A 24860-nucleotide genomic window follows, 5' to 3' on the forward strand; every position below is an offset into this window, starting at 1 on the left:
TCAGATTAGTGGTAGCCGAAATGCAGGTCGGGTGTCCCGTCAGCCGGCGGACGGCCCCGAGGTGCCGAGGATGGCAGCCAGGCGATCGAACCGGGGGTCTTCGTCGCCTGCGATCCGTCCGACCCAACGGAGCGCCTCGGCGGTGTCGATGTGGGTGCCGATGGCGAGCATCGCCTCGATGTCGACCCAGTCCTTCGGTCGGTCATACACGGCCTTGCAGATCGTGAGGTGGGTGGCCGACAGCACGCGGATCGTCTGACCCGCGAACGGCACGACGACTGAAGCCTCATCGGCGGCGGCGTGAAACGGGTCGTAGGAGAAGAAGAGGTCGACCGGCGTCGTGTCCCACATGATCCGGACCTGATCGTCGCGGACGGCGGTCTCACGTGCACCGGCGATCTCGGCACCGAGGTCACCCAGCGGCCCGAGAACCTCGGCGGCCCGATCCACGGACACGAAGACGTTCACGTCGATGTCGATCGTGGCTCGCGGTTCGGCGTGATAGCCGAGGGAGATCGCGCCGCCGAACGCGTGCGGAATCGCACTCAGGGCCCGGTCGATCGCGAGGACCTTGTCGGGGAGCGACAACCGGGTCACGACGAGTCGATCCGCGGCCAGGTGAGCGGACCGCGGTCGCGGTGTCCGATCGCGTCTGCGAGAAGGAGGACGTCGACGAGTCGCTCACCGTGCTCTTCGGGCCCCGACGGCGGCGGAATGTCCGGCGGTTCGGGTGCGAGTCTGAGCTCGAGATGCTCGCCCGCGGCCGACAGGAGTCGCCGGAGGGTGCGGGTCGTGGGATCGCGGCGGCCGTGTTCGTAGGCGGAGATCACCGGTTGGCTGGTGCCTGCGCGTGCGGCCAACGCGGCCTGGCTCAGACCCCTGCGTCGGCGGGCTACCCGTAGCAGCTCAGCCGGTTCCATCCGGCGAGTATATCGGATCGTCTATATCGTTGGCGCAGCAGCCGTCAGACCACCTCCGCTTCGCGGCCGCGCGGGTGCGACACTGCCCCCATGGATGAACACGGCCATTCCCCCGACGATGACAGCGGCCACGGGCACGACGCCTCGCCACACCACGGGCATCACGCAGATCGCGGACTGCGGGGGACCATGCGATACCTGCGGCGCCTGCCGAGGATGTGGCGGTCGCAGACCAACGACGCCGTGGTCGACGCCATCGCGCCCTCGGCGGGCGAGACGGTCGTCGACATCGGCGCGGGCATGGGGGCCGCGGCCATTCGGGCTGCCGGCCGGGGTGCCGTCGTCGTCGCCGTGGAGCCAACGCCGTTCATGCGGCGGGTCCTGACCGTCCGTCGGTTGGCATCCACAGCCAGACCGCGGGTCGACATCCGCGACGGTTCCGCCGAATCCCTACCCGTGGCCGACGGCATCGCCGACGCCGTGTGGGCCGTGAACGTGATGCACCACTGGACCGACTGGCACCTCGCCGTCGACCAGATCGCACGGGTCGTGGCGCCCGGCGGACGGATCCTGCTCGTCGACGAGGACTTCGACGACCCCGCTCACCCCGAACACGACGCGGTCAGACCCGGCCACCGACACGACTTCGACGACGTGGACGTGGAGGCGGTGGGCGGACGCCTCGGTGACGCCGGTTTCGTCGACGTCGACGCGGCCGTGACGCACTTCGCCGGGCGTCCGTCGAAGTTGATCACCGCCCGCAGGGGAGCGTGATCGGAAGAATCACCGCCCCTGCAGGGCCACCCGGAGGTTGTCGACGTACGCCTCCTGGGTGTCGTACCGGAGGTACTCGTCGAGGTCAGCACCCGGTGGGCGCGTGAGGACCGCCATCCTCTGCAGAGCCGCCGACTTCATCGCGTACCGGTAGCGACTCTCGAACTGGGCCTCCATGTCGTCGGCGTCGGTGCATTCGAAGTCCACGAGACGCCGGATCTGGGTGAGGAAGATCTCCCGCAGTTCACGCACCGCTGTTCCGGCGTCGACGGTGGGACCCTGCAGCGGCCGCGTCGCAGGCGGAAGCGAGCGGTAGTACTGCAGGAGAAGGCACCGGGTCGGGATGTTCGACCAGTTGGCCGGCTCGACGAGGAAGCGCGCCAGCCGCTCACGTTCGCGGTCCCCGCTCTTCGAGTTGAAGAACTGGTGGTCGACGATCCTGGTCATCACGTCGAGGTGACCGCGGGACACGAAGTGCAGGACCACCGGGTGGTCGGCGTCGGGCGACGCCGACAGCAGGTGCGGGTGGCGGGGGCGGGCGCCGATTTCGACTCCGCTGCTCAGGACGCTTCTCGTCTTCCCCGCGTCGTGGGCGTGGATCCCCAGCCACGTGGTGGCGTCGCGGCGGACGATGCTCTTCACGTGGTCCGAGACGCGGCCCGCGTACTCGTCGAGGCCACCGAGGACACTGGCCCGGCTGTAGTCCGACGAGATCATCAACTGCCACGGGAACTGCACCTGTCCCACATCGGCCGCCATCGTCGAGAGGTAGTCACCGATGTCCGCGAACGGGTGCAGGTACAGGAATTCGTCGACGTCGAGCACCAGGATCCAGTCCTCACGCACGAGGGGAAGGTGCGCGTTGTAACAGCGGATCTGCCAGCCCGGCTGGAAGTCGTCGAAGTGCAGCACCTCGACGCGGGACCCGAGCCCGATCCGTTCGATCGTGCGGACGGCGGGACCCGGATCGGCCTCGGTGCTGATGAGGTAGATGCGGTCGAATCCCAGTTGGAGGTGGTACCGGGCCCACTCCTCCACGAACGGTGACTCGTTGCGGGCGATGCACACGATCGCAGCGGTTGTCATCGCCGGCCGAGGCCCCCCACACCCGTGTCCACTGCGCTGGAACGCTCCGGCGGTATACCCAGCCGGGCCGACTCGCTGATGGTGCGACCCGGCCAGCGGATCCCCGAGTAGTCCCAGTACTCGTCGAGGGTCCGTTCGGCACCGAGGGAGAACGGGTCGAGGATGCCCTCGGGATCCCCGGCCAGCAGCACCCGTAGACGGCGGCAGGCGCGCTCGTGGCGCCGCTCGCGGAGACCGTCGGGGTCATCGTTGACGTACTTCGGGTTCGCCTCCGGGTGCATCCGGTGCCAGATGATGCGCCGCGGCGGATTCCACAGGTCGTAGCCCGAGGTGAAGGAGCGGAGCGTGAGAGCGAATTCCTCGCCGCTGTAGAGATGCTCGGGATCCTGGCGCACCTCGACGTTCCAGGCGCCCACCGTGAAGACGAAGGCCCCCGAGATCACCCGCGTCGGCCGGGGACCCGGCGGCGTGCCGGGCGGAGCGGGCACCGTCGGATGGTGGATCCAGCCGTCGGGTGACCACTGCACTATCTGTGTGACCGGCACAGGGTCGTCGACGTCGTCGATGGGGACCATGCGACCGTCCTGTAGCCGGTACAGCGGAGGAAACCCGGTGATCAGGGGCTTCGCGCCCGGCAGACCCCGCACGAGATCGACGAGCGCGTCGTCCCACCCGTCCGCCATCCGGGAATGCGCGTCGACCTGGAGGGTGAAGTCCTCACCGTCGTAGAGCCCCTGGGCCTCGAAGCGGGCCCAGCAGCCACCCCGGCTCAGCCCGGCCGGGTAGCGCAGAACGCGCAGCTCGGCGCGCTCGCCGAGGCGATCCAGGCAGTCGGACCCGGCATCGGCGATCGCTTCGTCGAACTGCAGACAGATGCCGAACCGCAGCCGTTCGGGGTGGACAGCACCGTCGATACAGCTGGAGATGGTGGCGGCGAGCTCGGGCTCGCGATAGGCGGCCAGCTGGACGAAGATCGTCGGCGCCTCCATCCGTGGCGGACCGCCCGCAGCTGTCACGGGCGCACCCCGGTCCGCGCATCTTCCCGCCGGGTCCGACGTGGCCGGTAGCGTCGGCACGCGATGACCGGCCCGGGCACCTCCACGGAATCAGAACCCGCCGAGCTCGGCGGCCGTGTCCACCCCGACGCGACGAAGCTGCGCTCGCATCGCGATGCGGCTCGGCGGCCCGGGAATCCCCTCATCGACAGGATCGTGGCGGGAAAGATCCGGTTCAAGGTGTCACCGCCGGACTCGCTCGTCGACCGGGCCGAACGGTTCCATCGCCTCACGCTGAGCTGTCAGGACGAGCGGCGGGGGGAGCTGGCCGAGGCCTACCGCTCCCTCGGTGGACCCGAGACCCTGGTCACGATGCTGTGTAACCAGCGCTATCTGCCACTGTTGAACCGGTGGGTGGAGTCGTGCGAGCGGCGCGGGATCGAGCCGCGCGGGCGCACCGTCGTGTCCACCCTCGACGACGAGACCCTCGTGGCTGCCCGGAAGCTCGGACTCCGGTCCGTGCCGGCCGACCCGAGTCGCTCCGACGACATCCCCGAGTCCGAGAAATACGGCGACGGGGGCTTCGCCTCCGTCATGCTCTACAAGACGCTCGCAGTGGTCGACGCGCTCACGGTTGCGCCCAGGGTGCTCTTCCAGGACGTGGACGTGATCTGGCTGCGCGACCCGGTGACGGACCTGGACCGACGGCCGGCGGCGGACCTGCACTTCATGTTCGACGGCTGGAACGCAGGGCACGAGCCACTGTTCGTGAACTCCGGTTTCTTTCTCGCAGCCTCGACCGATGTGACCCGGGCCGTGTTCGACACACTTCTCCACAACAGTGCGTACGTGCTGGCGCACCGTTCCCAACAGGCGCCGCTGAACCAGATCCTCGGGCACTTCCTGCTTCACAACGTGCTCGACGTGGCGATTCTCCCCGAGTCGGTGTATCTCAACGGTCACCTCTTCAACATGAAGTCGGGGCTCGCCCCCGCAGCACGCGAATGGGCACGTGACGGCGTCGTCGTGCACTACTCGTGGACGGGAACGTTGCCCGAGAAGCTGGACAAGCTCGAACGGTTCGAACTGCGCTGAGGTAACCGCGGACGCCGGAGCCCCGACCGTCACACCGGATCCGCGTCGGTCGGCGTCCCGTCGTCGACCTGGGTCCGGACCCACTCGTCGAGCAGGTGCAGCAGGTCCCTGCAGTAGTCGAGCTTCGCGTCGTTGGGATCGAGCGTGAGGCGCTCGTAGGGCCGCGTGTCGATCACCGGATCGTGTGGCCGCCGATCGACATTCGCCGACGGCCGCCAGTCCTGCTTGAACCAGAGCCGCGCACCGTCGCGCGCCTCGATCGGCAGGCAGTAGTGCAGGATCGGCGCACCCGCCACGAACTCCTCGGGCCAGTTCGTCCACGCTCCGAGCGTCTCGTACCGGACGGTCAGGTCGCTCTCGGCCACCGCCACGACGAGTGCGAGCATGTCGCTCTCCCACTTGCCGGTGTGACGGCGGTACTGCGCGGTGAGGTCGAGCCAGCGCGGCATCAGCTCGGCCAGGTCCTCCGCGTCGATCACGAACGGCCAGGTCATCGGCTCGAACGCCACGGAGCCCTTACCGGCGAGCGGGCTGTCGAGAAACTCGAGCGCCGGAGGCGCACCGAAACGGAACCACTCCTGGGCCACGATCGTGCCGCGTTCGACGGTGGTTCGGATCGGAGCGCGGAACGCGAAGTCCGCATCGAGAATCAACACAGAGCCCTTCGGCCGCTCGTCGGCCAGCCATTCACTGAGCGACCAGAGGCGGTTGAAGCCGGGGTACTCCTCGGGCGCGTCGGGATGGGTGTTCGTGGCCGAGGTGGTGACCACCCGGACGTGCTCATGGCCCGGGGGCTCCTCGGAGCCATCGGTGGCGACGAGCCGTACGAGCTCGCCGGGTGAACCCGCACGCCGCCACGTGTGCTCCTGGAAACGGCACTGCCAGTCCCCCAGCGGATTCATGTCTGTGCAGACCACGGCGTGGATGGCCGGATCGGTCCCGCCACGGCGGTCGGCCCCGGCGGGAGCGTCGTCGGGCGCGTCGTCAGGTGACCGGACGGCCTCGGGCCATTCCCGCAGCCAGCTCAACACGGCCGGGTGTGTCGTGTAGCCGACCCGGTTCCACGTGTAGCGACCGGGGCCGGTATCGAGGTACTCGCCGGAATCGAAGGCGGGCCCCGGCGGGGTGTGATCGGCTGTGAACAGGAAGGGCAGGTCGGGATCCCGCTGGGCCCGGAAGCGTTGGATCAGCCCGGTGAAGGTGCTGCCCATCGTCCCGATGAACTCACGCCCCCGGGCGGCGACGACCTGGGTCACCGCTCCCAGGGCGTTGTCCTCGGTCACCGGCAGGGACCGGAACTGCGGGCCGAAGTCGCCGAGGATCGTCTCGGTCAGGAACGTCACGTCCCGGTAGCGCTCCCGGATCGGGTCGAACAGCGCGGAATCGGGATCCGCCTCGGTGGCGATGACCAGCGGCTCGTCGGTTGGAAGTCGACGCTCGACGGTCTCGGCGATCCGCATGGGTGAGATACCCGCGTAGGAGCGGATCCCGATGACGAGGTCGGTGCGGCGGATGTGCGCCACGTTGTAGGTCCCGAGGTCGTCGGCGATCCGGGAACCCAGGTCCTCGAAGGGCGCCCTCAGCCGGACCTGCGCGATCGCTTCGAGAAGTCGACGCCTCGTCTCCCCGGTTGCGTGGAAGAAGTACGAGTACCACGAGAGCGGACGTCCGCTGATGGAAACCACACGGGCGTCGGAGTCAGGCACGCGCACGAAGCGCGTGCGGCCGTTGGCGAACTGGCGGACGCCCGGATCCGGGACGGCCCGGTCGTCGGCCAGGTAGACGCACCGGGTGAAGTCCCAGGAGAGATCGATCCGTGACGGATCGGCCGACATCTCGTCCCATTCGTCGTCGGCGACGATGTCGGCCGGGAGTTCCCACAACTCCCCCACGGTCGGGCGTTCGTCGCTGTGGGCGGGCTGAGGGCCGGGGGCCGGGCCGATCCGGTCGGCCCACGGCATGGACAGCCGCCGGCCGGTGAGCGCAGCGATCCCGACGGCGATCTCGACGGACATCCGACGGTTCGTGAGCAGTCCCGGGTCGGCCTCGAGGCGCAGAACACCGCTCATGGCGCTGCGAACGGGACGGTCGGTCGACCGGCCGCGTCGATGAGGCCCTCGTCGAGACCGCGGCGGACGAGACTCGTGGCCGTCTGGTCCCAGGCGGTGGGGCGGTAGTGCAACTGCAGGATCACATAAGCCCGACCCCGGAGCGGGGTGGCACGGAGATGAGGGATCGCCGCGCTCTCGAAGGTGACCATCTGGCCCTCGTGAAGCACCACGTCGTGGCTGCGGGAGCCGATCTCGAGGGTGAGCGGCCACGGCTCGTCCACGTCCTGGTGCACCGAGATCACCGACGTGATGACGTGTGACTCACAGCGGTCGGCGTGGCGGGCCAGGGTCTGGCCGTCGCGGTAGACCCTCAGCCCGTAGGCGGCACTGGCCTCCAGGTCCACACCGCTCCACGTCTCGTGGAGTGGGCGCAGCTGCTCGAGCACCTCCCGGCCGATCTCGCCGAGATCACAGAAGTCCGGCGTCCCATTCGGTAGGTACACCGCGTCGACCGACTCGGGCGAAGCCTCACCTCTGCGGAGTTCCCACATGCCCTCGAGCAGGTCACGCGTCGAGTCCGGGACGGGTCGCAGCGCGAAGTCGGGCATGTCGTGTCGCGGGAGGAGCCGTTGCTGGAGCATCGTCACCGTGGCCGGTAACGGAGTCGGCAACGCCAAGACGCCGGTCTCGGCGTGACGGAACCAGCCGTTCACGGTGAACCGGAGGCTCGTGAGTTCGTCGGAGTCGCTCGAGACGGGCATCACCTCGTGGCTGGCGGACGCCCCGAAGAAGACGATGCTGTTCGCCTTCGGTTCGATCTCGGTATAGGTATCCAGCGGATGCAGGACGCCGTCGCGTTCCTCGACGTCGTAGAGACGCAACTCGCCCCCGGTGAAGCCACGCGGCTCGAAATGGAAGTAGTAGACGAAGGTGACCGCCCTCGACCGGTTCGTTCCGGGGTGGTTCTCGTCGACGTGCTTCGCGAAGAAGTCCCCGTCGCCGTGGGCCGTCAGTTGACGCTCGACGGATCCGAGCTCGAAGTACGGAACGCCGAGTTCCCGGCGCACGTGGGGAAGCAGCGCGAGCAGGCGTTCCTCGAACAGCGGCCAGATGTCGTCGAGATCCATGTCCACCCGCGAGCGCCGGTGCGATTCGTCGCGGCCGTACTCCCCCTCCGGATGGGTGACCGTGCTCGGCGCCATGCGGGACAGGCGCTCACGCACCGACTTCAGCAGGGTCTCGTACTCGTCCGCGTCGAGAAAACCCTCCATCTGGAGGAAGGCCGGTGACTCCGTCACGCCGGCACCCCCTCCGCTGCCTCCATCGCGCGTACTCTGAGCGCTGCGACCGTCTCGCCCGCCTCGCCGCGGGGCCCGACGAGGGTGGTGACACGGGATGCGACCCTGCTCGTGATCCGGAGCATCCGGCGGGGGTCCGATCTGGCCATCACCGTGTTGTCGATGAGCGGGAGTGCCGCCGACGAGCCTTCCACCACTCTCGGATCCCACCTCCGGCCCGGCTCGTACCGGGTGGAGACCACGAGGACCGGCCGCGCCGGTTCGGTCGCCACCGTGCCGCCGAGCTCGGCTGCCGTCGCGAACCGACGGGGCCCTTCGCGACCACGCAGGCTCAGAGGCCGGGCGTAGGGGTGGAGGAGCCCGTCGTCGTCGAACACCGCGAACTCGTCCGAGAAGTACCGGGCACCCGAGGCGAGCGCCTCCGCCACGAGGCTCGACTTTCCGCTGTGCGAGCGCCCGGGGACGACCACGACCGCTCTACCCCAAGCGAAGGCGGCGGCGTGCACGAACATCGCCGTCCTGGCGTTCCGGGCCACGAGCGGATGCACCCGGTCCACGAACCCGACGATCACCTCGTCTTCGGTCCCCACCATCTCGGTGTGCCCGTCGCGCCGGCAGAGCCGGAAGCGGTCCACTCCGTCGGGGACGACGACGAATGCGGCATCGACCGGACCTTCGCCGCCGACCTGTGCGTAGTCCGACACCTGACCGCACAGGCGCGTGGCGATGCTGTGGGGCGCGCGGAGCCGGATGCGGGCACCGTGGGAGTCGAGGGTCAACGTCTTCATCGGAAACAGAGCGGAGCGTAGTTGCCCACCCCGACGGCAGGGGACCTCACGGCCCCATTGGTACTCTCCGGCCGTGGTGACCGGGCCCGACGAGCCGAAGAGACAGTTCAGCGACACGCGGATCTTCATCTCGATCGCGTCGTACCGGGACCGCGACCTGCCGTTGACCATCCGCAGTGCTCTCGAGGCCGCCGCGGAACCGGCCCGGCTGCGCTTCGGCATCTGCCACCAGTTCGACGATGCCTCCAAGGAAGACCTGGAGCCCTGGAGCGAGGACCCCCGCGTGCTCGTCGATGCCGTCCACCACAGCGAGAGCCACGGGGTCTGCTGGGCGAGGTCCCGGATCCAGGACCTCTACGACGACGAGCCCTATCTGCTCCAGGTGGATGCGCACATGCGGTTCGCGGACGGCTGGGACGAGCGCTGCATCCGCATGCTCGGTTCCGTCGACAGCGAGCGACCCGTGCTCACGAACTACCCACTCGGGTTCACGCGCACCGCGGACGGGACCGAGACCCTCGCCCCCGACACCGGACCCCGCAGGCTCGGCCTCGAACCCGACGTGCCACTGGGACGGCTGCGCCAGCGCTCCGAACCCGCCCCGGGTCACACGCGTCCCGGACGTCACCACTTCGTCGCCGCAGGGTTCCTGTTCACCGTCGGACGGTTCTGCCGGGACATCCCCTATGACCCCGACCTCTACTACCACGGGGAAGAGATCACGCTGGCGCTACGTGCGTACACCCACGGCTACGACTTCTACTTCCCGAACGAGAACGTCATCTGGCACTGGTACGACCACCCGAATCGGCTGCACTGGGAGGACCACGACCGCCACTTCACCCTCGACGACCGGGCCCGACGACGAGTCGCCCGCCTGATTCGGGGGAACCGCAACCTGGGCCCGCACGGCCTCGGGACCCGCAGGACCGTCCGCGACTACGAGCACCTCGCAGGTCTGCGGCTGCCGGGCCGCAGGTTCGGTGACGACCTGTGGAGCCGATGAAGGAACCGGAGATCCGTGATAGCTTCGTTGGTTCAGGTGCGTTCCCCGGAGGAGAGAGTCACATGCGGCCACGGCGCGTGGATGGTCTGTTCGTCGAAGAAGTCGGTGTCGAGTACCTCGTGTACCGCACCGAGTCCGACGAGGCAGCCGCCCTCAATCCTGCTGCGGCAGCTGTGTTCGACCTCTGTGACGGCAGCCACGACGTCGACGAGATCGTCGCGGCTCTGGCCGGGTCCGAACGGCCACTCGACCGGGACTCGGTCTCGCTGGCTCTGAAGGAACTCGCCGACGCCGGCCTGATCGACGGCTCCCCGGAAGATCCGGGCGTCTCACGACGTGACCTTCTGATGAAGCTCGGGGCGGGCACCGCGGCAGCGGCTGCCATTCCCGTGGTCGAGTTGATCATCGCCCCGTCCATGGCAGCAGCGCAGTCTCCGACTCCGACCCCCGCACCGGTGGCTCCTTCACCCACCCCGCAGCCGACTCCGAGGCCGACCCCGGAGCCGACACCGGGCGAACCGCAGCCGTCACCGACGCCCGCACCCACACCGGCGCCAACCCCCGCACCCACACCGGCTCCGACCCCCGCACCGACGCCTTCGCCGACCCCCGAACCCACTCCTTCGCCCACCCCGGTGTAACCCTGCGGCCGGGCCGCGCCACCGCCGGCCGGACCGATGCGTAGTCCTCTCGTGTCCGCCACCTCCCCGGCGCTCTCGACGCCGCACCTCGTATTGAGCGACGTCCTCGACCCGTCAGCGCGCTCACGCCTCGCGACAACCATCTCAGCCCGCTTCGCCGAATCGGGAGCGGAGGCCGCGTCCCGGTTCCTCGATGGCGTCAGCGTCCACCGTGCGATGGACCTCGACGTCGACCTCGGTGACGCTGTCGGGCCCCTCGAGGACGTGCTGACCGAGGTCACCGCCGCGGCCAGGCGCGAGTTCGATCTTTTGCACTTCCGGCTCGCGGCGATTCCCCACCAGGTGACGGTCCACACCGTCGCCGGGGACGTGCACTCGCACGTCGTCGGTGACACCGTCCCTGCGGGGAGACGGATCGAGTTCGTGTACACGATCGTCCCGGACCCCACCGGGTTCGAGGGCGGCTCGGTCAGGCTCTTCCACACCCTCGAACGCGACGGTGTCTCGTGTGCGGGCGACGAGTTCACGGAGGTTCCGCTTTCCGACAACTCGCTGCTCATGTTCCCCAGCGGCCACCACCACGAGGTCACGAGGCTCCGGCGGGTAGAGGGAGCCTCGGATGGAACGCCGCACCCCGTCTACTTCGCCATCCGCGGGTGGCTCGCAGGTGATCCGCTGCACCCGCCGACACGGCCGTTGCGACCGGAGGCGGCCAACGCGGTGCAGGCCGACTATCTCCCGCGGCTGTCCGAGGCCGGCTTCGAGGTCCGGCCCACACCCCACTGGGTGCAACAGCTCCTGGAGGGTCTCCTCGACCTGCGGGGGCCCCGACGGACCCCCGAGGGGGCCGACACCGCCTACCACCGCGGACAGGACCCCGACCTCGTCCCGATCGACGACCTCGCCGACGACCTGTTGCGCGCGCTCATGCCCCTGCACGAGGAGTGGTGCGGAACAGAGCTGGTGCCGAGCGCCGCCTTCGGCATGCGCTGCTACCGCGAGGGCGCCAGCCTGATCATGCACGTGGACCGCGCCGCCACCCACGTGGTCAGCTCGATCCTCCAGATCGCCCAGGACGTGGACGAGCCGTGGCCTCTGGTGCTCGAACACGACGGCCGGGAGCACTCCGTCATCCTGAACCCCGGACAGATGCTCCTGTACGAAGGAGCGTCGACGCCACACGGACGACCGGGCCCGCTACGGGGCCGCTCGTTCGTCAACCTCTTCCTGCACTACCGACCGCGCGACTGGCCCTGGAACAGCGATGTCCTGGCGCAGCGGGCGTTCGAGAACGGGGTCGTCGACGTGGACGGCCGGCTGTTGTGAAGCGGATCGCGGTACTCGTCCTGGCCTGCGCAACGGAACCCTACGCCGAGATGGTGCGCACGATCCGGCGGACCTGGGGCAGCCGCCGGGTCCAAGGTGTGGACACTTTCTACGTCTACGGGAACGTGCGGGGCCGCAGCGAGACACGGGAGATCGCCCGCTACACCCACCGCTCGCCACCGCCGGTCGAAGAAGGAGACATCGAGCAGTTCGGCGACGTCCTGATCGCGGGCTGCGCCGACCTCGTCCGGGAACAGGAGGACTGCCTGTTGTGGAAGCGGCTCCTCGCGTTCGACCACCTCACCCGTGACGACGACTACGACCTGGTCTACACCGTGTGCGCAGCGAGCTACATCGACCTTCCCCAACTCGTGCGGAACGCCGCCCGCATGCCCCGGACCCGGGCCGTGTCGGGTCCCGTGAGCATCGACCCCGCACACTCGGCGCCGTTCGTGAGCGGAGCGTCGATGTTGTTGACCGCCGACGTGGCCCGGGCACTCGGCCGTCGGCGCCGGGAGATCATCGCGGGCAACGTCTACGGATTCCGTGACGACCTGACGATCGGGCGGTGGATCGCCTCGCACATCAGCACGGTCCCCCTGGCCGAGTTCATCGATGACGTGGTCGAGTGTCGCCCCCTCCGCCCCGAACACGTCTTCGTCGTGACCTCGAGGCAATCCGTCGACTACGTGAACAAGCCCCGGGACCGACACCGTCCGGTCCCGGGTGCCCACCAGTACCACTTCGGCAGCCGCAAGCCCGACGACATGGCCCGCTTCCACCGGCGCCACTTCGATCCGCGGCGCCACACCATCGGCGGCGCAACCGGGTCCATCTCGCGGGTCCAGATCTTCGGAGAGAGATGTTCGGGGACGAATTACCTCGCCGCGCTCGTTTCGAAGAACTTCGCAGGCGTGGAGCTGACGACGGAGTTCGGGTGGAAGCACTGGTTCATCAGGGGCCACGAGCCGCGCGGCCGACCGAACCGTTCGACTGATCGGGAGTGCGTCCGCTCCCTCGCCGACAGCGACGACACCCTCTTCGTCGTCATCCACCGGGACCCGTTCGACTGGCTGCGGTCGCTGCACCGTAGGCCGTACCACGCGCCCGGGCACTGGAACATCCCGTTCTCGGAGTTCATCCGCAAGCCCTGGTTCTGCGCGGAGCCGACGAGAGCCAACCCGCTGTGGCCCGAGAGCGAGACGGGCGAGTACTTCATCGAGGAGGCCGACAACGTCGTGCGCCTCCGGACGCAGAAGGCGGAACACTTCCTGGGACTCGGCTCCGTCGTGAAGAACGTCGTCCACCTCCGCTACGAGGACCTCGCCGCCGATCCGACGCTGCTCGCCGGCGTGGCTGAACGCTTCGGCATCACACTGAAGCACGCGGAGGTGGCCGATGAGACTGTCCACTTCGGCGGAACCGACGGGGAGGCGTTCGAGGGTCCGAGGCCGTACCCGCCGATCGCCGACGACGACCTCGAGTTCATCCGCGCCACCCTGGACTGGGGGGTGGAGGCGAAGCTCGGTTACACGGACAGGAGCGAGGTGACCTCCCGGGGCGCGGGGTCCGGGACGCGGCAACCGGCGACGGATACCGCTGGCGACCGCCTCCTGCTGATCCTCGAGCGAGACGTCGGCCTGTTCTCGATGGTCGAGCAGGTACTGAACACGCTGCACCTCCTCGAGCGTCATCGAATCGACCGCATCCCGGTCGCGCTCCTGGGTCGCGACATCGCCTACTTCGATCCCGACGGATGCGACGGACGAACGACGGTATGGGAGTACTACTTCGAGCCGCTGATCGAAGAGTGGCCCGCCGAGCGTGTGCTCGACATCCTGGGCGACAGGGCCCTGGACCTCGTCGCGAGCCGACGGCTCCTTCAGGAACGGCTCCGGGGGCTGCGGGACTTCCCCGATCGGATCCACCGCGTGCCGTCACCGAGCACCCTGGACCTTGCGAATCTGAGAGAGCTGTCGACGATCCCGGCGGCCGCCGACTGGCAATGGACCGAGGACTTCACCCCCACGGTGGACGGGCAACGCTTCGAGGAGCTACCGAGCCGGGCCGACCGGGTCAGACTCCTGAAGAAGTGGGTCCGGCCCCGGCCCCGACTCGCCGGGCACATCGAGGCCTTCCACGGGGCGCAACTTGCGGGTCACCACGTGATCGGCGTCCACGTGCGGGGCACAGACCTGCTCCCCCGCGCGGACGGACCAGCCGACCTCGACCTCCGGCCCTTCTTCGCGGAGGTGGACGCCCGACTCGACGCGCTGGGCCAGGAGTCCTGTCGCGTGCTGGTGGCCAGCGACGACCATTCCTACGTCGCCGGCTTCGGTGAGCGGTATGGAGATCTCTGCGTGGCCTACGACGCGGTGCGTTCCGGCGGCGGTGATCCATCCGCCGGTTCCGGCCCGACCGGCCAACAGATGCCCGGATTCCTGACGAGAGGGGACGGGCGTGCCGTCCAGAACGGCGCAGACGTCGTCGTGGAGTTCGGCCTCCTGTGCCGCAGCGACAGTCTCGTGCACAACGGCTCGAGCATCGCGAGGCTCGCGTCGAGCATCGTCGACGACAGCGTCCGCATCTAGGGCGCCGACGTCGACCGTCACCCGCCTACCGCGACGGGACAGCCCCCGGGACGCGGATCAGCTACGCGTGTTCAGCCACGTCCGAGCAGAAGTCGATGACACGGTCCCAGAACAGCTCGGCGTTGTCCCTGTCGTACTCCTCGGGGAGGGACTCGTCCGTGAAGAGGTGCCCGGCTCCGGGGTAGTCGAACATCTCGACCCTGCTGCCCGAGTCTCGAACCGCCCCGAGGACGCTGTCGATCCACTGTTGGTTCCGGAACGGATCATCGACGGTGTAGTGGATCTGGGCGGGCAGGCCGCGAGGCCATGAATCGACGCCCAGTTCGTCGAGCCCGAGCGCTCCCGACGCCATGACGACACCTGCCAGGTCTCGTCGGGACGCAACGTACTCGGCCATCCCGCCACCGTTCGAGAATCCGACCGCGATGAACCCATCGGGCAGATCGGCGACGGCCTCTACCGCGGCGTTCATCAGGACCGGGTAACCGATACCGGTGGCGAAGTCACCGGCCGTCTCGTAGTCGTCGAACACCCGCCCGTCGTACTGGTCGACGATGGTCACGTCGTGACCGGCCGCGGTGAGACGCCGGCCGGCCTCGGTGATGCCCGGCCGGACGCCGAGTACTGAATGGAACAGTGCGACAGCGCTCATCGTGGTTCTCCTCATCTGTACCTCTCCCGGTCGTCCCACCACTCCGCCACGGCACCGATCTGGTGACTACCCCGTTACCGGGGTCACGTGCGAGCGATCTCGAGTGGCCACGCGGCGGGGATCGAGCGGTACAACGCTGCGTCGTCTGGATAGACCTCGCTCACGAGGTCGTACAGGGCGCGATCGTAGAACCGTCTGGGTCGCGGTGCGATGCGTCCGGAATGGGCAGCGGCCGGAAGGTCGGCGACGAGCTGACCCCCGTCGTTCGGGTCGTCCACGTAGCGGGTCCTGCCCCGCCAGCCGAGCTGGCTGTGGTCGATGCCGAGCTCGGTCGACAGGGCGGCGAGCTCCTCCTCGAGCCGCTCGGTCAGGATGTGGCGATCCACCCGTCCCGCTGGAACGTTGACCACCTGGGGCTGGAGGTGGTGTTGGAGCATGACGCCTTCGCTGTGGAGACGGGCGACGGTCTCGATGAAGGTCCTGAACGAGACGCCGTCGAGTCTGACGTTGCCTGCACCGTCGGCCTGACCCCACTCCTCGGGGCGACCGACGACGACATCGAGGTAGGCGCTGACCATGCGGCGATGCGGATCCCGCACGGCGAAGATGACGAGGAAATCGGAGAACTCCGGATCAGCGAGCCGCTTCGCCTCAACGGTGTGGTCGCGAATCCGCTCACCCAGGCGACGCTGGTCCCATTGCGGGGTGCGCTCGGCTTCTACGATCGTGCTCTCGAACCAGCGGTTCAGGGTTCTCGTCCCGCACTTCGGTGACATCAGCAGCGCGAACTGTCGGGCCCGGTTGACCCCGGCGTGGATGGCCATTGACGAAGACACTACGGCCTGGACGCGGCGCGGCCGGAGAGGTCTTTGTCGTACCGTCTCCCCGGGACCAACATCGATCGACGACACATGACCTCCGGGGAGGCCACACCGCCATGACCGACACCGCGTACCTGCTCGACCGCCTCGCCATCCACGACCTCCAGGTCGAGTACACGCGCGCGCTCGACGCGAACGAGTTCGACCGACTCGCGAACGTGTTCACTCCCGACGCCGTGGTCGACATCGAAGGAAGAGGGCAGTTCCAGGGTCTCGACGCCATCAGCGGCGTCTGCTCGAGGTCGCTGTCGCCCCTCACCGCCAGCCAGCACTTCGTGGGCAACCACTGGGCCGAGATCGACGGCGACACGGCGGTCGCCGGCTGCTACTTCCAGGCCCAACATCGCGTCGAGGGAGCCGAGGGCGGACCCAACCACATCGTCGCAGGCGCCTACTCGGACCGGCTCGTCCGCACCGATGCCGGGTGGCGGATCACCCACCGCACTCTGAAGAGAATGTGGACGGACGGGAACGCTGCGGTGCTCCCACGGATCCAGACGGACTGAGCACGAGCCGATCCCGACGGCCTGGGACGGCGGCAGCGCCGTTGACAGCAGGCCTTGGTAGTGGAGCTTGCGGGACGCTATTCGAACCCCGAGCAGATCAGTGGAGAACTGCTGGCGCTGGTCGAAACACCCCTCGCGTCAGAACGCACCCGTCCCATCAGCAGTCGGCGGCGACAGACGCGGCTCACCGAAGGCGAGGTCGACGCGCTGCGTGCCCAGTACGAGTCAGGCAAGCCGATCGCGGAGCTTGCGGCGTGGTTCGACATCCACCGCTCAGCGGTTCTAGGTCACGTCGCCCCGCCTCGGTCTCGAACGCCGCACCGGCCGGATCGACCGACACCTCGACGAGGCCGCTGAGCCCTCGTCCGCTGCGCCGGCGTCTCCGCCGAGTTGGCTCGCCGGGGCTCGGCGGTCGAGGCCACCTCCGGGAGTCTTCGTCGCCGCTTCGGCGTTCTAGCCGAAACGCTCGGTGCGAATGGTTCGGGCATCGATGCCGGCGGCGACCAACCCACCCGTGGCGGTCTCGACGAACGCGGTCGGCCCGCAGACGAAGGTCTGCTCGGGCCGGCGCCGGTCCACGATCGACTGCAGTCGGTCGGCGTCGATGCGGCCGCGATGGGCGCCCGCCACCTGCTCTCGGCTTACGAAGAGTTCGACGTCGAACCCGTCGTCGGCCAGCTCGTCGGCGTAGATGATGCGATCGCTCGTGCGCGCCGAGTACACAACCGTCATCGCGGCGTCGTCCGGCCTCGCCCGCCACATCGAGCGCAGGGGGGCGATGCCCGACCCACCTCCGACCAGCAGCACCGGACGGTTGGTCGGATCCCAGACGAAGTAGCCGCCCACCGGCCCCCGCAGCTCGACCTTCGTGCCCGGTGCTGCGACGTCAACCAGGAACGGCGACACCTCGCCGTCGTCGACCCGCTCGACGGTGATCTGTGGCTCCTCGTCGGGTCCTGATGACAACGAGTAGCTTCGCGTTGCCTGGTAGCCGTCGTCGGCGGTGAGCCGGACGTCGACGTGCTGACCGGGCCGATGCCCAGGCCAGTCGTCGACGGCGACTCGGAGAGTTCGCGCCGTCGGCGTCTCCCGTTCGGTCTCCGCGACAGTGACGACACGCCATTCCAGCCGCTGTTCGACCCGAGGGCTCGCCATGTCAGTCGCCGTGGTAGCGCTGCTCGGTCCAGGGGTCGCCGTGGTCGTGGTAGCCCGCAGCTTCCCAGAACCCCTGCTCTTCGTGGTCGGACACGCGGATCTCGCGCAACCACTTGGCGCTCTTCCAGAAGTACAGGTGCGGCACCACCAACCGCACGGGCCCGCCGTGGACCCTCTCGATCGGAGCACCGTCGAAGGCGACGGCCACCATCGCGTCGTGGTGGACGAGATCCGACACCGGCAGGTTCGTCGTGTAGTCGCCGTAGCTGCTGACGAGCGCGAAGTCGTGGTCACCGACACCAGCGTCGTCGAACAACGCCCCGACCGGAACGCCGCTCCAGCGTGTGCCGAGCTTGGTCCAGTGAGTGACGCAGTGGATGTCGGTCACCAGGTCCTCGACCCCGACCCCGTGCAGCCCGTCCCAGTCGTAGTCCTTCGACACCACACCGTCGCTGACGCTGAGGCGCCACTCGTCCCGATCGACGTCGATCGTCGGTCCTGCCGTCAGAACCGGGAAGTCGTCGGTCACGTACTGTCCGGGCGGGACGGACGGATCTGCCCGCCGTGCCCGTCGTTGGAATCCCTGCGTGGTCATGTCATGGCCTTTCCGGCTCCTGCGGACAGCACCGACGCGCGCAGGAAGCCCTCGCTGATCTCTCGGATGAACCAGGCAGCTCGCCCGGTTGGTCGGGACCGCCGGTGGTTGCAGTCGGCGGCGCCGGGCGGGCCGACCCGGGCAGCGGTGCACCCAGGAGGCGCACCGCTGCCGCGGTGGTCAGTGGTGGGCCGGGCTGATACGGAGGTCGGCTGCATCGACGGGGATGTCGTTGGCGCTCATGTCCCGGCGCTTCATGAGCCCGGTGGCATCGAACTCCCAGTGTTCGTTGCCGTGGGTCCGAAACCATTGACCGGTGTGGTCGTGCCACTCGTACTCGAACCGCACCGAGATGCGGTCGTCGGTGAACGCCCACAGCTCTTTGTTCAGGCGGTAGTCGAGCTCCCGGTTCCACTTGTCGGCGAGGAACGTTCGGATCTCGTCATGGCCGGTGAGGAACCGGTGCCGGTCCCGCCAGCGCGAGTCGGGGCTGTATGCCTGCACGACATGGTCCGGGTCGCGGGTGTTCCAGGCGTCCTCGGCTGCTTGGACTTTGGCCAGTGCGGTCTCGCAATCGAACGGCGGTGCGATCATCGAGCCGCCTCGCTGTACGCCATCTGGTCGGGCAGCGCCACCGGTGCGAGATTCACGACGAAGATGCAGTTGAAGTCGATCCGTCCTTCGCTGTCGAACCGGGAAAGGTTCACGGCTCCGGACAGGCGCACCGGCCCTGCGGCGCCGTCGTAGGCGCCGGTCCCGGACAGGACGTCGTTCTCCCCGTCGGCGGGCATGCCACTGGTCATGTGGGTGTAGCCCGGTGACCCGTGCGTCATCGGCGCAACCGAGGTGAGGCCTCGCACGGTGAGCTCGCCATCACCGAGACGGAAGGTCTGTGTGCCCACGAGGGCCAGGCCGCCGTTCATGGGCGTGATGTCGGCGAGGGTCTCGAGGACCGTGCCGACCTGGTCGCCGCTGGCGAGGTCGAACACGGGCAGATCGAAACCGACCGCCTCTTCGGTGCCGGTCGCTTCGATCCGTGGGATCGGCGTCGGCGTGCCGGTGGCGGAGCCTCGCATGTTGAGTACCAGTGTGCGTCGGGTGTTCGTGTCCATCGTTCCTCCTGTGGGTCTGTCGTAGTGGACACCCATATATCGAGACAGACCTGTCTGTCTATTCCACCTCGTCGGAAGATTTCTCCTTGTCGTGGCCTGCCCGGAGCGCGGCCCGCGCGCGCGCCAGGCGACTCATCACGGTGCCAACGGCGACGCCGAGATGGGCGGCAGCCTCTCGATAGCTGTGGCCGTCGACGTCGACCAGCACCACGATGTCGCGGTGCGCCTGGGACAGATTGCGGAACGCCACTTCGACGGCGGGGGACAGTGTGCGGGCGTCGAACAGATCGTCGGTGCCCGACTCGGCCGGGTGCGCGACGTCGTCAATAGAAGTGCAGGCATGCCGTTGCCGCCTGCGGTGATGGTCGTACGCAGCATTCTGCACGATCCGCGCCAGCCACGCCTTCGGATAGCGGCCGTCGAAGCGATGCAGGGAGCGGTAGGCCCGCAACAGCGCGTCCTGGACGACGTCGTCCGCGGCATCGGGTGCGCTGCGCCGGGCGACGGTGTGCGCGAGCGGCAGGTGTGGTTGCACCCATCGGGCGAATGCGGCGTCGCGTTCGGTCTGTCGGGCTTCTGGCAAGGAGGTCGGTGTCATGGCCAGAGACTGTACAGACCGGTCTGGCTTGGATCAAGACAGACCGGTCTGTTAATCTCCGGAGAGGAGGTGCATCCCATGCCCGATCCCCGAGACCGCATCCTCGATGCCGCCGCTGAGCTCTTCTACCGGGAGGGCGTCTCAGCGGTCGGCGTCGACACCATCGTCCGCCACGCAGGCGTCGCGAAGGCGACGCTGTACAACCACTTCCGCTCCAAGAACGAGCTCGTCGCAGCCTGGCTCGAGCGACGAGACCTGCAGTGGTTCGAGATGCTCTATTCGCGCCTGGAACTGGCCGTGGCCGCCGACCCGCAGGCCGGCCGCATCGTCTGCGTCTTCGACGCCCTCCACGACTGGTTCTCCATGGAGGACTTCCGGGGCTGCGCGTTCATCAACACCGCCGCCGAGCTGCCTGACCCGGCACACCCCGCGCAGCAGATCATCGCCAAGCACAAGCAACAGCTTCGGAGCGACCTCGAGCGCTGGGCGAACGAACACCCGGTCGACGACCCCACGGCCCTCGCCGAGGAGGTGTTCCTGGTCATCGAGGGATCCATCGTCGCAGCAGTCATGCGCCGATCCGCCGAACCTGCCCGCGTCGGACGTCTCGCCACCCTGCACCTACTCCACGCGCATCAGCACGGATGAGGCGCCCCCGGCCAGATTGACAGCGAAGGCAACTACGTCACACGTGTGGAGCTGATGGGAATCGAACCCACGACCTCTTCGTTGCGAACGAAGCGCTCTAGCCAACTGAGCTACAGCCCCGAGACCCCGCAATGCTAGCGGCGCGTGGACGCCGCGATGCAGGCCGGGTACGGGTCGCTTCGACCCGCTGTGGAGTGCTGTTCGGCTAGTTCGCCGAACGCAGCTGCGGACGGTACGCCGGGACAGGTTCGCCGATGGGCTCACCGGCCGGACGGATCGGACGGACCTTGGCCCGCTTCTCCTCCGCCTGGCGCTGGTGCTGCACGAGCAGGGTGACGTACCCGATCAGGGCGAGGTCGGCGAAGAGGTGCAGAACGAGGAAGATCCCCTGCGCGGCGACCGCCGCGAGGAACGTGACACCCGCGAGCGCCATCAGCACGAAGAGGATGTTGCGACGCCGGCGCCGGGCCTGCGCCCGGGACAGCACCAGATGGCGCGGTGACTGCCCGTCGGACATCGAGACCTGCACCATCGCCTGGCGCGACCGCTCGACATCGGCCCGGGCCACGAGCGAATGGCCCGGAGGCGCGCCGCCGAACTGCGACGGAGTGGGCCGGGCGGCCGGGCGGATCGGCAACACCTGAGCGTTCGGGGCCTGGCCGCGGCGCATGGCAGGCCCGCCCAGCTTCGACAGCTGGTTCTGGAATCCCGCTCTCGAATCCGAGCGCGACGAAGGACGCGAATCACGCCGGCGCAGCCACGGTGGAACCAGAACGGCCGCCCACAGAACGACGATGATGATCAGGATCAAGAGCGTCAACAACTGTCGCGTCTACTTTCGAATGACAACGATGACATTTGTACGGGCTGGATACGCGGATACAAGGGGGTGACGGGGGTGGAACCGGTCCTCCCTCGCTCGCATCGCCCGGTCGCGGGCGTTCAGAACATTACGTTTCTACTACGAACGTAACAGAACACCAAGCGCGGGACCCCGCGACGGAGACTTTCGGCCCGCGGTGACGAGACCCGTTCATTCCTCGAACCCCCGCAGCGGTGCGTCCTCGTCCCGCCGGTAGGTCCCCGACCGTCCGCCTGTCTTCTCCCACAGGGTGAGATCGCCGATCACCATCGACCGGTCCTTCGACTTGCACATGTCGTAGATCGTCAGCGCGGCCACCCCACAGGCGGTCAGTGCCTCCATCTCGACGCCGGTGCGGTCCACCGTCTCGACCTCGGCCTCGATCTCGACGTAGTCGTGTTCGATACGGAAGTTGACCAGGACGGCGCCGACCAGCAGCGGATGACACAGCGGGATGAGGTCGGGTGCACGCTTGGCCGCCTGGATCCCCGCCACACGTGCCACGGCGAGGACATCGCCCTTGCCGATTCCACCACGGGCCACCAGCGACGCCGTCTCAGGGGTCATCCAGACCTTCGCCCGGGCGATAGCTCGGCGATGGGTGGGCTCCTTCGGAGTGACGTCGACCATCCGGGCCCGGCCGAGTGGATCGAGATGGGTGAGCCCGTGGTCGGTCATGGGCGGCGAGTGTAGTTGGCTCGTTGCTTGGGCAGACCAAGCAGGCGCCGAACGGGGCTCAGCCGCCGATCTGCGACATCGAGCGGGCCGGGCGGATGAAATGGACCTTGTTGATCGAGTGGCCGGCCCATTTCTCCCCCACACCGTGGCGGATGATCTCGGCGACCTCGTCGTCGGCGGCTCCGGAGCGCAGCGCCGTCCGCAGGTCGTACTCGTCCGTTGCGAACAGGCAGTTTCGGAACTGACCTTCCGCCGTGAGCCGTATCCGGTCGCAGGACTCGCAGAACGACCGGGTGACCGACGCCACCACGCCCACCTCGCCGCGGCCGTCGAGATAGCGGAAACGACTGGCTGGGGCCGAACCCGACGGAACCGGCTCCAGCGGGAACTCCGCGCCGATTCGCTCGATGATCTCGTCGAGGCTGACGACGTCGGCGTTGGTCCATGCGCCGTCGGCATCGAGGGGCATCCACTCGATGAACCGGACGGTCACGCCCTTGTCCCGGCCGAAGCGGGCGAAGTCGACCAACTCGTCGTCGTTCACTCCCCGCATGACGACGCAGTTGATCTTCACCGGGTCCAGACCCGCCTCGAGCGCTGCGTCGATGCCGTCCAGCACCCGTGCGAGTTCGTCCCGACGGGTCAGCTCCTGGAAACGGTCACGGCGCAGGGAGTCGAGCGAGATGTTGATGCGGCGCAGTCCGGCCGCCGCGAGCTTCGGCGCGATGGGGCGCAGCGTCGCACCGTTGGTGGTGAGGGCGAGGTCCACGCCGAGTTCGGCGAGCATCCCGACGAGGGTGTCGAGATGGGCTCTCACCGTCGGCTCACCGCCCGTGAGGCGGATCGAATCGACGCCGAAGCGCTCAACGAGGAGGCCGGCAACCCGGGTGATCTCCTCGAACGTCAACAGCTCGCTGCGCGGCGTCCAGTCGAGCCCGTCCTCGGGCATGCAGTAGGTGCAGCGGAAGTTGCAGCGGTCCGTGACCGAGATGCGCAGATCGCGGTGGACCCGGCCGAACGTGTCGACGAGCTGCTCCGTCATGGTCCCAAGGCTAGAGCTTCGGCCGTCGGTACGCCCCGCCAGGATCCGGTCTGTCCCTGAGCCTCGCTCCGGATTCTCGAAAGAATCCTGCGCTGCCGGTTGCGAAGTCGAACATGTGTTCGCTATAGTGACGGGACGTCGCCCACCCGGTACACCTCCGGGCGGCGGTCATCTTCCCCTTTCGACCCCTCAGGGTCCTCGAACCGGCCGGTCGCGAGTCGAAAGGAGCAGAGCCGTGTACGCCGAAACCCCCGGTGACGTCTCGGGCCTTTCCGATGGGGCGCTCGCCGAAGTCGTCGACAGCTTCGAAACCGACCGCCGCCGTGCTCTCGCAGCCGAAATGGACGTCCTGGCGGTGCGGCTGGAACGAATGGGTTCGACCGTGCGGCCCGGTGACCTCGCCTCAGAACTCGTCGACCGACAATCCGTGTCCCGGCGCGACGCACGGCGGCGCGAGAACGTCGCCACGGAGTGGCACCGGATGGCCGCCACCGCTACGGCGTTACGCGAAGGCGACATCTCCTTCGACCACACCGTCGCCATGGCCCGCGCCGCACACGAACACCCCGACCGGTTCATCACCGAGGAAACCGACCTCCTAGGTGAGGCGACCAGACGCACCGCCGGAGGATTCACGATCATCATCGATCGGTGGGTGAAAGCCAACGATGCCGACAACGGCAACGACCGCACCCGCAACGCCCGCCGGCGCGCCCGGGTGGACCGCTACGACGCCGGGCCCGACATGGTCGGCCTCATCGCCGAGTTCGCCAACCTCGAAGGCCACCAGATCTGGGCAGCCATCGAAACCGAAGCACGCCGCATCTGGAGAGGCGACCACCCCCTCTTCGACGAATCCGGCTTCGACCCCGGCGCCGACACGCCGTCCGCCGCCCGCTACCGCGCCGCCGCACTCCACTCGTTGATCTGCGGGCCCGCCGCAGGCCGCGGCGTCACCACCCAGCTCATCGTCACCGCCACCCTCGACAACCTCGAACACCACCGAGGCGGCGAACTCCTCGACGGCACCCAGCTCTCCGGCACCGACCTCGACCGCCTCCTGTGCCACTCCCCGCTAGCCGGACTCATCTTCGGTGCCCGGGGCGAGGTCCTCTGGCACGGCACCACCGTCAGACTCGCCACCCCAGCCCAACGACGCGCCGTCAAAACCCGAGACCGCCACTGCACCGTCGGCACCTGCACCGTCCCCGCCGACCAATGCGAAATCCACCACCTCGAACCCTTCGCCGAAGGTGGCCCCACCGACATCGACAACCTCGCCCTCACCTGCCCCCGCTGCCACCACAAGATCCACGACCACAACTGGACCCACACCGGGACCCCCGGCCACAACCTCACCTGGCACCCACCCGCCGCACCCACCAGCGCAGCCCACGCCCACGCCCACAACAGAGCCCCACCCCAAGCCGCCTGACCACCACAGCCGACGCCACGCACGCCCCGCAATCAACGACCCCGAACCCGTGCCCCTCTGAGCTCACGACCGCGATCACCACCGGCCGCGAGAACCTCACGCGCACCACAGATCCTTGACAACCG

General features: G+C 68.3%; 26 protein-coding genes and 1 tRNA gene. 9 read left to right on the top strand and 18 right to left on the bottom strand.

Going from position 1 to position 24860, the window contains the following annotated elements; all coding sequences use genetic code 11:
- Positions 1-39: 39 nt before the first annotated feature.
- Together RIE08_01955 and RIE08_01960 are read right to left on the bottom strand one after the other, a co-directional pair.
- Positions 40-597 (bottom strand): hypothetical protein, encoded by a 558-nt coding sequence (locus RIE08_01955; protein ID MEQ8716352.1) that lies wholly within the window; start codon positions 595-597, stop codon positions 40-42.
- The gene (locus RIE08_01960) at positions 594-920 is read right to left on the bottom strand and encodes a helix-turn-helix transcriptional regulator (GenBank protein MEQ8716353.1); all 327 of its coding nucleotides are present in this window, start codon (positions 918-920) and stop codon (positions 594-596) included. The genes RIE08_01955 and RIE08_01960 overlap by 4 nt, the downstream gene beginning before the upstream one ends.
- Before the next feature lie 90 nt (positions 921-1010).
- On the opposite strand from RIE08_01960, the gene RIE08_01965 reads away from it, so the two are divergent.
- Positions 1011-1694 carry a class I SAM-dependent methyltransferase gene (locus tag RIE08_01965; protein MEQ8716354.1) on the top strand — a complete coding sequence of 228 codons (684 nt, stop codon included), beginning with the start codon at positions 1011-1013 and terminating at the stop codon, positions 1692-1694.
- Between the two features lie 9 nt (positions 1695-1703).
- Here the strand turns inward: RIE08_01965 and RIE08_01970 are convergent, their stop codons facing one another.
- Both RIE08_01970 and RIE08_01975 read right to left on the bottom strand, forming a co-directional pair.
- Positions 1704-2780: a glycosyltransferase family 2 protein gene (locus tag RIE08_01970; protein MEQ8716355.1), complete on the bottom strand. Its 1077-nt coding sequence runs from the start codon at positions 2778-2780 to the stop codon at positions 1704-1706.
- Positions 2777-3796 (bottom strand): GlcNAc-transferase family protein, encoded by a 1020-nt coding sequence (locus RIE08_01975; GenBank protein ID MEQ8716356.1) that lies wholly within the window; start codon positions 3794-3796, stop codon positions 2777-2779. The genes RIE08_01970 and RIE08_01975 overlap by 4 nt, the downstream gene beginning before the upstream one ends.
- A 63-nt stretch (positions 3797-3859) precedes the next feature.
- Between RIE08_01975 and RIE08_01980 the strand changes: the two genes are divergently transcribed.
- Entirely contained in the window at positions 3860-4870 is a 1011-nt protein-coding gene (locus RIE08_01980) for a putative nucleotide-diphospho-sugar transferase (GenBank protein MEQ8716357.1), read from the top strand.
- A 29-nt stretch (positions 4871-4899) separates the two neighbouring features.
- Here RIE08_01980 and RIE08_01985 read toward each other — a convergent pair whose 3' ends face one another.
- The 3 genes from RIE08_01985 to RIE08_01995 are packed head-to-tail and all read right to left on the bottom strand — an operon-like array spanning position 4900 to position 9007.
- Positions 4900-6939, bottom strand: coding sequence for a hypothetical protein (locus tag RIE08_01985; protein MEQ8716358.1), 2040 nt, complete (start codon positions 6937-6939; stop codon positions 4900-4902).
- Entirely contained in the window at positions 6936-8219 is a 1284-nt protein-coding gene (locus RIE08_01990; GenBank protein ID MEQ8716359.1) for a 2OG-Fe(II) oxygenase, read from the bottom strand. Before RIE08_01990 ends, RIE08_01985 begins: the two co-directional genes overlap by 4 nt.
- On the bottom strand, positions 8216-9007 hold the full coding sequence (locus RIE08_01995) for a hypothetical protein (GenBank protein ID MEQ8716360.1): 792 nt from the start codon (positions 9005-9007) through the stop codon (positions 8216-8218). Before RIE08_01995 ends, RIE08_01990 begins: the two co-directional genes overlap by 4 nt.
- A 73-nt stretch (positions 9008-9080) precedes the next feature.
- Here RIE08_01995 and RIE08_02000 point away from each other — a divergent pair, with 73 nt between their 5' ends.
- The 4 genes from RIE08_02000 to RIE08_02015 all read left to right on the top strand — a co-directional run bounded on the left by RIE08_02000 (position 9081) and on the right by RIE08_02015 (position 14571).
- Positions 9081-10013 carry a GlcNAc-transferase family protein gene (locus tag RIE08_02000; GenBank protein ID MEQ8716361.1) on the top strand — a complete coding sequence of 311 codons (933 nt, stop codon included), beginning with the start codon at positions 9081-9083 and terminating at the stop codon, positions 10011-10013.
- 62 nt (positions 10014-10075) lie between these two features.
- Positions 10076-10654, top strand: a complete 579-nt coding sequence (locus RIE08_02005; protein MEQ8716362.1) for a PqqD family peptide modification chaperone — start codon at positions 10076-10078, stop codon at positions 10652-10654.
- A gap of 51 nt (positions 10655-10705) precedes the next feature.
- A complete protein-coding gene (locus RIE08_02010; GenBank protein MEQ8716363.1) occupies positions 10706-11980 on the top strand; it encodes a hypothetical protein in 1275 nt (424 codons plus the stop codon).
- A gap of 50 nt (positions 11981-12030) precedes the next feature.
- On the top strand, positions 12031-14571 hold the full coding sequence (locus RIE08_02015; protein MEQ8716364.1) for a hypothetical protein: 2541 nt from the start codon (positions 12031-12033) through the stop codon (positions 14569-14571).
- A 61-nt stretch (positions 14572-14632) separates the two neighbouring features.
- Here RIE08_02015 and RIE08_02020 read toward each other — a convergent pair whose 3' ends face one another.
- Together RIE08_02020 and RIE08_02025 are read right to left on the bottom strand one after the other, a co-directional pair.
- A complete protein-coding gene (locus RIE08_02020; protein ID MEQ8716365.1) occupies positions 14633-15223 on the bottom strand; it encodes a dienelactone hydrolase family protein in 591 nt (196 codons plus the stop codon).
- Between the two features lie 83 nt (positions 15224-15306).
- Positions 15307-16047 carry a sulfotransferase family 2 domain-containing protein gene (locus tag RIE08_02025; GenBank protein ID MEQ8716366.1) on the bottom strand — a complete coding sequence of 247 codons (741 nt, stop codon included), beginning with the start codon at positions 16045-16047 and terminating at the stop codon, positions 15307-15309.
- A 113-nt stretch (positions 16048-16160) separates the two neighbouring features.
- Here RIE08_02025 and RIE08_02030 point away from each other — a divergent pair, with 113 nt between their 5' ends.
- Entirely contained in the window at positions 16161-16610 is a 450-nt protein-coding gene (locus tag RIE08_02030) for a nuclear transport factor 2 family protein (protein ID MEQ8716367.1), read from the top strand.
- Positions 16611-17063: 453 nt separating this feature from the next.
- Here RIE08_02030 and RIE08_02035 read toward each other — a convergent pair whose 3' ends face one another.
- The 5 genes from RIE08_02035 to RIE08_02055 all read right to left on the bottom strand — a co-directional run bounded on the left by RIE08_02035 (position 17064) and on the right by RIE08_02055 (position 20070).
- Positions 17064-17765: an FAD-binding oxidoreductase gene (locus tag RIE08_02035; GenBank protein ID MEQ8716368.1), complete on the bottom strand. Its 702-nt coding sequence runs from the start codon at positions 17763-17765 to the stop codon at positions 17064-17066.
- A 1-nt stretch (position 17766) separates the two neighbouring features.
- Positions 17767-18294, bottom strand: coding sequence for a molybdopterin-dependent oxidoreductase (locus RIE08_02040; GenBank protein ID MEQ8716369.1), 528 nt, complete (start codon positions 18292-18294; stop codon positions 17767-17769).
- A 246-nt stretch (positions 18295-18540) separates the two neighbouring features.
- The gene (locus RIE08_02045) at positions 18541-18954 is read right to left on the bottom strand and encodes a nuclear transport factor 2 family protein (protein ID MEQ8716370.1); all 414 of its coding nucleotides are present in this window, start codon (positions 18952-18954) and stop codon (positions 18541-18543) included.
- Positions 18951-19472 carry a hypothetical protein gene (locus tag RIE08_02050; GenBank protein ID MEQ8716371.1) on the bottom strand — a complete coding sequence of 174 codons (522 nt, stop codon included), beginning with the start codon at positions 19470-19472 and terminating at the stop codon, positions 18951-18953. The genes RIE08_02045 and RIE08_02050 overlap by 4 nt, the downstream gene beginning before the upstream one ends.
- Before the next feature lie 58 nt (positions 19473-19530).
- The gene (locus tag RIE08_02055) at positions 19531-20070 is read right to left on the bottom strand and encodes an RNA polymerase sigma factor (GenBank protein ID MEQ8716372.1); all 540 of its coding nucleotides are present in this window, start codon (positions 20068-20070) and stop codon (positions 19531-19533) included.
- Positions 20071-20148: 78 nt separating this feature from the next.
- Between RIE08_02055 and RIE08_02060 the strand changes: the two genes are divergently transcribed.
- The gene (locus RIE08_02060; protein ID MEQ8716373.1) at positions 20149-20718 is read left to right on the top strand and encodes a helix-turn-helix domain-containing protein; all 570 of its coding nucleotides are present in this window, start codon (positions 20149-20151) and stop codon (positions 20716-20718) included.
- Between the two features lie 46 nt (positions 20719-20764).
- Here RIE08_02060 and RIE08_02065 read toward each other — a convergent pair.
- From RIE08_02065 to moaA, 4 genes are all read right to left on the bottom strand, one after another.
- Positions 20765-20838: transfer RNA gene (locus tag RIE08_02065), tRNA-Ala, on the bottom strand.
- A gap of 85 nt (positions 20839-20923) precedes the next feature.
- Complete coding sequence (locus RIE08_02070; GenBank protein MEQ8716374.1) at positions 20924-21541, bottom strand: hypothetical protein; 618 nt, start codon at positions 21539-21541, stop codon at positions 20924-20926.
- 210 nt (positions 21542-21751) lie between these two features.
- Positions 21752-22258 (bottom strand): cyclic pyranopterin monophosphate synthase MoaC, encoded by a 507-nt coding sequence (moaC, locus tag RIE08_02075; GenBank protein MEQ8716375.1) that lies wholly within the window; start codon positions 22256-22258, stop codon positions 21752-21754.
- 58 nt (positions 22259-22316) lie between these two features.
- Positions 22317-23300, bottom strand: coding sequence for a GTP 3',8-cyclase MoaA (gene moaA / locus RIE08_02080; protein ID MEQ8716376.1), 984 nt, complete (start codon positions 23298-23300; stop codon positions 22317-22319).
- Positions 23301-23535: 235 nt separating this feature from the next.
- Here moaA and RIE08_02085 point away from each other — a divergent pair, with 235 nt between their 5' ends.
- Complete coding sequence (locus tag RIE08_02085; GenBank protein MEQ8716377.1) at positions 23536-24735, top strand: DUF222 domain-containing protein; 1200 nt, start codon at positions 23536-23538, stop codon at positions 24733-24735.
- Positions 24736-24860: the final 125 nt, after the last annotated feature.

The sequence above is a fragment of the Acidimicrobiales bacterium genome, assembly GCA_040219085.1.
Classification (GTDB): Bacteria; Actinomycetota; Acidimicrobiia; order Acidimicrobiales; family JAVJTC01; genus JAVJTC01.

Bases quoted from the DNA above. Each gene is read 5' to 3' on its own strand.
- RIE08_01960 (MEQ8716353.1), bottom strand. From the start codon at position 920: ATGGAACCGGCTGAGCTGCTACGGGTAGCCCGCCGACGCAGGGGTCTG.
- RIE08_01965 (MEQ8716354.1), top strand. From the start codon at position 1,011: ATGGATGAACACGGCCATTCCCCCGACGATGACAGCGGCCACGGGCAC.
- RIE08_01970 (MEQ8716355.1), bottom strand. From the start codon at position 2,780: ATGACAACCGCTGCGATCGTGTGCATCGCCCGCAACGAGTCACCGTTC.
- RIE08_01980 (MEQ8716357.1), top strand. From the start codon at position 3,860: ATGACCGGCCCGGGCACCTCCACGGAATCAGAACCCGCCGAGCTCGGC.
- RIE08_01985 (MEQ8716358.1), bottom strand. From the start codon at position 6,939: ATGAGCGGTGTTCTGCGCCTCGAGGCCGACCCGGGACTGCTCACGAAC.
- RIE08_01995 (MEQ8716360.1), bottom strand. From the start codon at position 9,007: ATGAAGACGTTGACCCTCGACTCCCACGGTGCCCGCATCCGGCTCCGC.
- RIE08_02005 (MEQ8716362.1), top strand. From the start codon at position 10,076: ATGCGGCCACGGCGCGTGGATGGTCTGTTCGTCGAAGAAGTCGGTGTC.
- RIE08_02015 (MEQ8716364.1), top strand. From the start codon at position 12,031: ATGGTGCGCACGATCCGGCGGACCTGGGGCAGCCGCCGGGTCCAAGGT.
- RIE08_02020 (MEQ8716365.1), bottom strand. From the start codon at position 15,223: ATGAGCGCTGTCGCACTGTTCCATTCAGTACTCGGCGTCCGGCCGGGC.
- RIE08_02025 (MEQ8716366.1), bottom strand. From the start codon at position 16,047: ATGGCCATCCACGCCGGGGTCAACCGGGCCCGACAGTTCGCGCTGCTG.
- RIE08_02030 (MEQ8716367.1), top strand. From the start codon at position 16,161: ATGACCGACACCGCGTACCTGCTCGACCGCCTCGCCATCCACGACCTC.
- RIE08_02035 (MEQ8716368.1), bottom strand. From the start codon at position 17,765: ATGGCGAGCCCTCGGGTCGAACAGCGGCTGGAATGGCGTGTCGTCACT.
- RIE08_02045 (MEQ8716370.1), bottom strand. From the start codon at position 18,954: ATGATCGCACCGCCGTTCGATTGCGAGACCGCACTGGCCAAAGTCCAA.
- RIE08_02050 (MEQ8716371.1), bottom strand. From the start codon at position 19,472: ATGGACACGAACACCCGACGCACACTGGTACTCAACATGCGAGGCTCC.
- RIE08_02055 (MEQ8716372.1), bottom strand. From the start codon at position 20,070: ATGACACCGACCTCCTTGCCAGAAGCCCGACAGACCGAACGCGACGCC.
- RIE08_02060 (MEQ8716373.1), top strand. From the start codon at position 20,149: ATGCCCGATCCCCGAGACCGCATCCTCGATGCCGCCGCTGAGCTCTTC.
- moaC (MEQ8716375.1), bottom strand. From the start codon at position 22,258: ATGACCGACCACGGGCTCACCCATCTCGATCCACTCGGCCGGGCCCGG.
- moaA (MEQ8716376.1), bottom strand. From the start codon at position 23,300: ATGACGGAGCAGCTCGTCGACACGTTCGGCCGGGTCCACCGCGATCTG.